General features: G+C 34.6%; 8 protein-coding genes. 6 read left to right on the top strand and 2 right to left on the bottom strand.

Annotated features, from left to right (window positions below):
- A partial coding sequence (locus tag ABX784_RS14390; RefSeq protein WP_372655757.1) for a hypothetical protein occupies window positions 1-215 on the bottom strand: 215 nt, incomplete at its 3' end.
- 112 nt (window positions 216-327) lie between these two features.
- On the bottom strand, window positions 328-2,316 hold the full coding sequence (locus ABX784_RS14385; RefSeq protein ID WP_372655756.1) for an ABC-F family ATP-binding cassette domain-containing protein: 1,989 nt from the start codon (window positions 2,314-2,316) through the stop codon (window positions 328-330).
- 270 nt (window positions 2,317-2,586) lie between these two features.
- Here ABX784_RS14385 and ABX784_RS14380 point away from each other — a divergent pair, with 270 nt between their 5' ends.
- The 6 genes from ABX784_RS14380 (at window position 2,587) to ABX784_RS14355 (ending at window position 6,964) form a co-directional block, all read left to right on the top strand.
- The gene (locus tag ABX784_RS14380) at window positions 2,587-3,195 is read left to right on the top strand and encodes a YkgJ family cysteine cluster protein (protein ID WP_372655755.1); all 609 of its coding nucleotides are present in this window, start codon (window positions 2,587-2,589) and stop codon (window positions 3,193-3,195) included.
- A 105-nt stretch (window positions 3,196-3,300) separates the two neighbouring features.
- Window positions 3,301-3,849, top strand: a complete 549-nt coding sequence (locus ABX784_RS14375) for a class I SAM-dependent methyltransferase (protein ID WP_372655754.1) — start codon at window positions 3,301-3,303, stop codon at window positions 3,847-3,849.
- Window positions 3,850-3,851: 2 nt separating this feature from the next.
- A complete protein-coding gene (locus ABX784_RS14370; protein ID WP_372655753.1) occupies window positions 3,852-4,190 on the top strand; it encodes an arsenate reductase family protein in 339 nt (112 codons plus the stop codon).
- Window positions 4,187-4,945, top strand: coding sequence for a tRNA-uridine aminocarboxypropyltransferase (locus tag ABX784_RS14365; protein WP_372655752.1), 759 nt, complete (start codon window positions 4,187-4,189; stop codon window positions 4,943-4,945). Before ABX784_RS14370 ends, ABX784_RS14365 begins: the two co-directional genes overlap by 4 nt.
- A gap of 110 nt (window positions 4,946-5,055) precedes the next feature.
- Window positions 5,056-5,685 carry a hypothetical protein gene (locus tag ABX784_RS14360; protein ID WP_372655751.1) on the top strand — a complete coding sequence of 210 codons (630 nt, stop codon included), beginning with the start codon at window positions 5,056-5,058 and terminating at the stop codon, window positions 5,683-5,685.
- Window positions 5,686-5,833: 148 nt separating this feature from the next.
- A complete protein-coding gene (locus ABX784_RS14355; protein WP_372655750.1) occupies window positions 5,834-6,964 on the top strand; it encodes an ISNCY family transposase in 1,131 nt (376 codons plus the stop codon).
- The last annotated feature ends 205 nt before the right edge of the window (window positions 6,965-7,169 follow it).

Raw genomic sequence — 7,169 nt, 5'->3', positions numbered from 1 at the left:
TAGTTGGCCGAACCGATTAGGTTGACGTCAAAGTTCTCTTCAAAAGCTTCCCTTTGAAAGTCTAAAGATAAGAAAGTTGACTCTATGGCTAAGGTGTTTGGCGCAGAGTTGTCGACTTCTGTTTTTATTAACTCTTCAGTCAGCGATACTTTCTCAGCTGCTAGAGAGCTCGTAATCAACAATGTAAATATTGATAAGAGTTTTAATGATTTCATTTTTATATATCCCTTTGGTATTCAAACGTTTGTTTGACTTTAAACGATCGTTTAACTTTTTTCAACTTAAGAAAGTAAGCTTGTTAACTAAAATTTGATTTTACTCGTAATATTAGGAGGATAGAGAGTCGTATTCCTCGTAGAGCTCTAGTATACTCTCTTCGATTTTCTCTTTTTTGCCACCTAAATCGGCATAAAGTTTACTCGTTTCAACATCCATAGACTCGAAATTGAACTTGAGCATTAACTCGTCTATTGAGGCCATCTGAGCTTCAGCGTCTTCAATTAGACCTGGAAGCTCCTCTAATCTCTTCTTTTGTTGATTAGAAAGCTTGGCCGAAGTCACTTCTGGTATTTTCACATCTTTTTCTACCGGGGCCGATTCAGCTACGGGAGTAGGTTGGGGAGTAGTTTCTTCATCCTGCTCTTGGTCGAGTAGGATATTTTCTAATGCAAGTGCTTCTAGATAGCTTTCTGCTTGGCTATATCCACCAACAAATTGCTCGATTGTTCTATTGTGAAGCACCCACGTTTTATTTGTTACATTTGATAAAAAGCTTCTGTCGTGGGAGATAAGAATTAAAGAGCCTTTAAATTGAACTAGTGCGTCTTCTAAGATTTGAAGAGTTTCTAGGTCAAGGTCATTGGTAGGCTCATCAAAGATCCAGATATCAGCTTGCTTAGTAAGATTCTTTGCAAGTTGAAGTCTACCTTTTTCTCCACCAGATAATGTTTTAATTGGTCTATTTAAATCATCTTTTGAAAATAAGAAACTTTCAAAATACGCCGAGACATGCTTTGTTCGTCCATCTGCAAGAGTTACTTGATCTGAACCATGTGTAAGAAAGCCGTGCGGAGTTTCGTTTTCATCCATCTCTTCTCTTTTTTGAGAGAAGTATTGAATGTTCAAACTATCGGCTACTTTTAACTTTCCTGATGTATTTTCAAGTTCTCCAAGAATCATTTTTACTAGAGTTGTCTTTCCAACACCATTCTTTCCAATGAGTCCAATTCTATCACCTTTGTAGATGTCTAGATTTAGATTTGAAAATATATCTTTATCTGGGTAGTTAAATGAAACTTCCTTCATTTCAACTAAGCTTCTAGTCTTTCTATTACTTGAACTAATATTAAGATCTAGAGCACGTCTTGCTTCACCCTTAGCTGTACTAATTTTACTTTTTAAGTCGTGGAAGTTTTCTACTCTTTTCTTACTACGAGTCCCTCGGGCCTTAATCCCTTGTCTCATCCAGGCCTGTTCTCTACTTAGAGAATTCTTTAATCTTCCAATAAGCTTTTGCCTTGCAGACTCTTGCTCAGTTAAGAAATCAAGATAATCAATGTAAGACCCTTTAAAACTTTCGATAAGACCGTTCTTTATATGTAGGATCTTGCTACAAACTTTACCAAGTAAGTATCTATCGTGAGAAATTACAACAAAAGTTTTACCAGAACTAACCAGCTCATCTTCAAATAATTTAATTGTCTCAATATCTAAATGGTTAGTAGGCTCATCCCAAAGAATTAGATTTTCTTTTGCTGTAAAACCAAGACTAAGAAGAATCTTCTTTTGCTCACCACCACTTAAGTCGATTACTCGCTTATCTAGGTCATGTTGACCAAAGTACTTCATATATGATTCAAAAGACCTAATCAGCTCCCAGCTTCCAAGGTGCTCTAGCTCATCAAGAAGCTTATTTTGTTTCTCAATCAACTCTTCGCTATATGAAGTTTCAAATTGCTCATTTATTAAGTCTAGTGCCTTGTGGGCCTTAAGGTGCTCAGGGTAAAATCTAAAGAAGTAGTCCCTAATTGTTACGTCATCCCCATCTTCTAATTGCATCTCTTGTGGAACAAGGAATGTTGAAAAGCCTTGGTTATCATCACCACCACTATTTGCTTTATCAAACGTAAATGGGGGAGTTGATCTATCAGGAGTTACCTTTGAAGCTAATATTTTAAAGAGTGAGGACTTACCCTTACCATTTAATCCAAGAAGTCCAATTTGATCACCATATGAAATAGTGAAGCCGGCTCCAGTGAATAAAGTTTTTGTTCCAAGGTGTAAGTGAATATTGCTTAAAGTACATAGTAATGACATGGCGAGACTATATAGTTTAAGGGGCGCTTATTCAAGAATTCTTACTCGATAATAGAATAAAAGGGCCCTAAACTACTGACAATTCATTCTTGGTAGTATTGCGAAGTGGCACAATATTCCTTGTTGATAACTCGAGAGGATTTGAAGGGTATACTTATTGTAAGGCCTTTGGAGAAAGGTGAACCTGTCAAGGAGCTTATCATCAAATTTCCAGCAATAGCCAATAAGTCATATCAGGCTTTTAAGTCTCAAACTTCGATGCTTAAAATTATGAATGACGTCATAAAGAAATTACGAAAACTATCCTCTGGCCCAAGAAGGGCAAGACTTGTTCATAAAGAAGTCGATAAGAGAGTAGGCGCACTTTTTCAAGACTCAGCTGTGATGAGAAATGTTTCCTGTAGACAAGGCTGCTCAGCCTGTTGCCATACTCAGGTAAGTATAAGTGATGATGAAGGAGAGCTACTTCATAAGATTATAGAAGACGGTCACAATATAGACTTAGAGAGATTAAAAAAACAATCTATTGCAAGTAAGAGTAGCACTACATGGTATAGGCTAAGCTATGAAGACAGAGCTTGTATTTTCTTAGATGAAAATAAAAGTTGTACTATTTATAATAATAGACCATCTGTATGTCGTACAAATCACGTTGTTGGAGATCCTAAGGATTGTTCTACTGAAGATGGACTTGAGCGCTCTGTTAGATTATTAAATACATTTGAAGCGGATATGGTTGTAATGGCCGGATATAGTCAATGTGAGGAGAATGGAGCATTGCCTGATATTCTTTATAAGTTGATTAATGGAAATAAAGAAGTTTTAGACTTATTTACTCCACATAAATCTATTACACAGGTTTTCAAAGAATTCGATTAAAGATATGCTCTCTACATGAGTAATTGTCCCCTTTGTCTTGAAGACAACTATCAACATTATTTTGATAATACTAAGAAATCATTTTATAAGTGCAACACTTGCAAAATGATTTATACGTCTAGAGATTGTCTTCTTAATGCAGATGAAGAAAATAAAATCTATGACCGTCATGAAAATGATCCCAATGATATTCACTATGTTAACTTCATGGAGAGAATACTCACTCCTATTAGAGAACACTTAACTCCCAATTCTTCTGGCTTAGACTTTGGGTGTGGTCCAGGACCAGTTATAAAGTCTGTCCTATCTAAAGAGGGCTATGAAATAAGTGAATATGATCCTTTTTATTTCAATGATAAAAAGCTTCTTGAATCTAAATATGATTTCGTTATTTCGACTGAAGTTATTGAACATATCTATGATACAAAAATTGACTTTGAGTTAATGCTTTCTCTTCTAGAAGAAAAAGGTGTCCTAGGTATAATGACATCGTTTTATCCTAGTGGTATAGATAAGTTCAAGAGATGGGGATATCATCAAGATCCTACTCATGTTCGATTTTTTAATGAAGAAACATTTGAATGGATTGCTAATAAGTATAACTTGGAGTTGATAATTCCAAGAAAGAATGTAGCACTTTTTAAAAAGGTATAATTATGATTAAAATGTATGGAATTCCAAACTGCGATACTGTCAAAAAAGCTAAGAAGTTCTTAGAGGAAAATAACGTTGAATTTGAATTTGTAGATTTCAAAAAAGTAACTCCTACAGAGAAAGAAATTCTATCTTGGAAGAAGTCTTTTGGTGACTGGCCAGTGAATAAGCGTGGAACGACTTTTAGAAAGTTAAAAGAAGATTTTGAAGCGGCCAACGATAAAGAAGTGATTAGCCTAATCTCTGAAAATCTGTCTGTGGTTAAGAGACCAATACTAGAGAAGAGTGGAAAAACTCTTTGCTTTGGATTTGATAAAGAGGTTTTTGGTAGCCTTGTATGAATAAAGAACAATATCTCGCCAAGAAGAAAGCACAACAAGTCGAATTTGATAATATTCAAAGAAGAGAGACGTGCTTAAATTGTAGAAGGACATCTAGCGCATGTCTTTGCGATGATATTGTTGAAATAAAAACTAATACGATGTTCGTTCTTCTTATGCATCCAATGGAAGCGAAGAAAGAAAAAGTTGGAACGGGAAGACTTACTAAAGCTAGCTTAAAGAACTCTAAAGTTATTATGGGAATAGATTTCAGTAATGACCCTGAGGTTAATGAGTTAATAGATAACCCTGACAATCTTTGCTTTGCTATGTACCCAGGAAAGAGTGCAATAAATATTAGCGAAGAAAAGTTTACATTTGATAAGTCTAAAAAATTAGTAATTTTTGTTATTGATGCCACATGGCCTTGCGCTAAGAAGATGATGAAGTTATCAACTAATCTACTTGATCTTCCTAGAGTTTGCTTTACTCCTACAGAGAGGTCAAAGTTTGATATTAAACAACAGCCAATGGAATTTTGTCTCTCAACAATTGAGTCTGTTCACTACTTTTTATCAGCTTTAGAAGAGCAGGGTGTAGAGAAACTAAATAAAACTCATGACTCACTTTTAAAAACTTTAGAGTCTCTTGTTAACTATCAGTTAGAGTGTGAGAGTGATCCTAATCGTCAAACCTATAGAAGAAATTCATTTACACCATTTGAAAAAAGAAAGAAGTCTGTAAAGTGGAAGACTCGCTCTCTTTTTGTTGATTAGCCTAAACCTCTTTTATAGAAGGGCTTAAAGAGTAGGCACTCTTTATTTTCTTTTAATAAATACTTACCTTTTTTTTACATTTTTTTTCGATTTGAATTTATACTAACGTTATGAACTTAATAGATATCGATCGACAACACTCTCTTAGTTCCCTTGTTGAATCTCTTAAAAGAAATAAGAGTAAAATGAAAGTATGGCAGTCCATTAAAAAGACTCAGGACTTTTCGTATGGAATTATTGTAGATATAAATTCTTTTTCATCGACAATAAAAATTCGTCTTAATAAGAAAGAAGTTACTGAATTTGATAAGCATCAGGATCTCTATTTCCATTCTCCTTGTAGAGAAATTATATTTAAAGCAAAAATTAAAAATAAATATGAAGGCTTTATTGAGATCTCTTTTCCTGTCTTAATTAAAATGAAAGAAGCTCGAGCAGAGAGGAGAACAAATTTAGGTCTTCAAAGTAACCAATACGTAAATCTGTTACTTATGAATAAAAATAAAGAAAAATTAGAGACGAAGTTAAAAGTCCTCGATTTTTCTGACCGTGGACTGGCCCTATCTGTTAATAAGTTTGTATTTGAAGAACTTGATGTTGATTCTAAGGTTTTAGTAAAAAAAATCTCTCCAAGTGGTGAGCTTGAGAGCAATATCTACATTGTTAGAAATATGGGTAGTATTCTAAATAAGATTAGTTCTACAAAAGAATTTAGAATAGGTTTAGAAGTTAGTTATTAACTTTTAAATACTTGATATTTACACAATTCTGTATAGGTAACAAATGAAAATGACATGCGTCTAATGTGAAGGGATAATGACCGACTCTTTGCGTTGTCTTATAATGGGTTTACTACAACTTATTAATAGACATCACAAAGGCGGTCACTTGAAGCTTAACTCAGAACAACAACTTCGAATAGATATTCTATCAAAATTTATTGCTGGAAACATTCACTACTTAGATGCCATGGAGCTACTTAAAATTCGTGAAAGGCAATTTAGAAGACAAGTGAAGTCTTTTAGAGAGCGTGGTATTGAGTCTGTTATCCACGGAAATATTGGCAGATCTCCCTCAAATAAAATTTCCGACTCTACTAGATTTAAAGTTAAAGAGCTGTATCGAGGACGCTTCCGAGGACTTAACTTAATCCACTTTCAAGAAAAACTTATTGAGGAAGGTATTACAAACCCTCCTTGCTATTCCACTCTTCGAAATATTCTCTTAGAAGAAAAATTAATCTCTATAAAAGTTCGAAGAAGAAAGAGAGTTCATCCAATGAGAAAGCGATATGAAAAAGAAGGGATGATGGTTCAGATTGACGGTAGTCATCACCGTTGGCTACCGAATAAATTACCTCTGTGTCTAACTCTTGCCATGGACGATGCTACTGGAAAAATCCTTGCAGCAAAGTTTACACCTACAGAAACAACCTTTGCAGCAATGGATGTCGTCGAGAAAATCATAAGAGATAAAGGTCGCTTTCAAATGCTCTACTCTGATAGAGCAGGAATTTACGGAGGAGGAAAAAGAGATGGCTATAGCCAAATGAATAGCGCATTAAAGCAATTAGATATTTTATCGATTCAAGCAAATACGCCCCAGGCAAAAGGACGTGTAGAAAGAGTCTTTAGAACTCTTCAGAGTCGTCTAGTAAGTGAGATAAGACTAAAAGGCATAAGAACTCAGGAAGAAGCAAATAAGTATCTTAATGAAGAGTTTATAGATGAGTTTAATACAAAGTTTGGAGTGGAGGCAGTCTCAAAAGAGTCAGCATATAAATGTTTCGACAAAACAATCGATCTTAACGAAGTTTTCTGTTTGAAAGATTCAAGAGTTGTACAAGAAGGTCACATAGTTTCTTACAGAGGCAAGAGACTTTTATTAAATCTAGGTCGAAAAGAAAGCTTTATAAGGGAGCAAGTTGAAATCAGAGAGTATCGAGACGGTACGACACGATTATTTTTAAAGGGAAAAGAAGTCGACTATGAATATTTTGATGAAAGAATGGCCGCGTAAGGGTGACATTTTACCTTAAAAGGGAAAATGTTAACTGATTGATAATAATAGAAAATTGGAAAATAATGAATCTAGTAAATCAATTTCAAGGCAAAGTGGCATTATAAGAGAGAAACATGTCATTATCCCTTACAGGCCATCATGCCATTTTCGATTATCACCTACACATATTTCATTGCTATGACACATATATTTGCCATTAATT

Source organism: Halobacteriovorax sp., from assembly GCF_041587335.1.
Taxonomy (GTDB): Bacteria; Bdellovibrionota; Bacteriovoracia; order Bacteriovoracales; family Bacteriovoracaceae; genus Halobacteriovorax.
This window is presented reverse-complemented; position numbering and strand designations above follow the sequence as displayed.

Coding starts and splice junctions, on each gene's coding strand:
- ABX784_RS14385 (WP_372655756.1), bottom strand. CDS start 2,316: ATGTCATTACTATGTACTTTAAGCAATATTCACTTACACCTTGGAACA.
- ABX784_RS14380 (WP_372655755.1), top strand. CDS start 2,587: ATGAATGACGTCATAAAGAAATTACGAAAACTATCCTCTGGCCCAAGA.
- ABX784_RS14375 (WP_372655754.1), top strand. CDS start 3,301: ATGATTTATACGTCTAGAGATTGTCTTCTTAATGCAGATGAAGAAAAT.
- ABX784_RS14370 (WP_372655753.1), top strand. CDS start 3,852: ATGATTAAAATGTATGGAATTCCAAACTGCGATACTGTCAAAAAAGCT.
- ABX784_RS14365 (WP_372655752.1), top strand. CDS start 4,187: ATGAATAAAGAACAATATCTCGCCAAGAAGAAAGCACAACAAGTCGAA.
- ABX784_RS14360 (WP_372655751.1), top strand. CDS start 5,056: ATGAACTTAATAGATATCGATCGACAACACTCTCTTAGTTCCCTTGTT.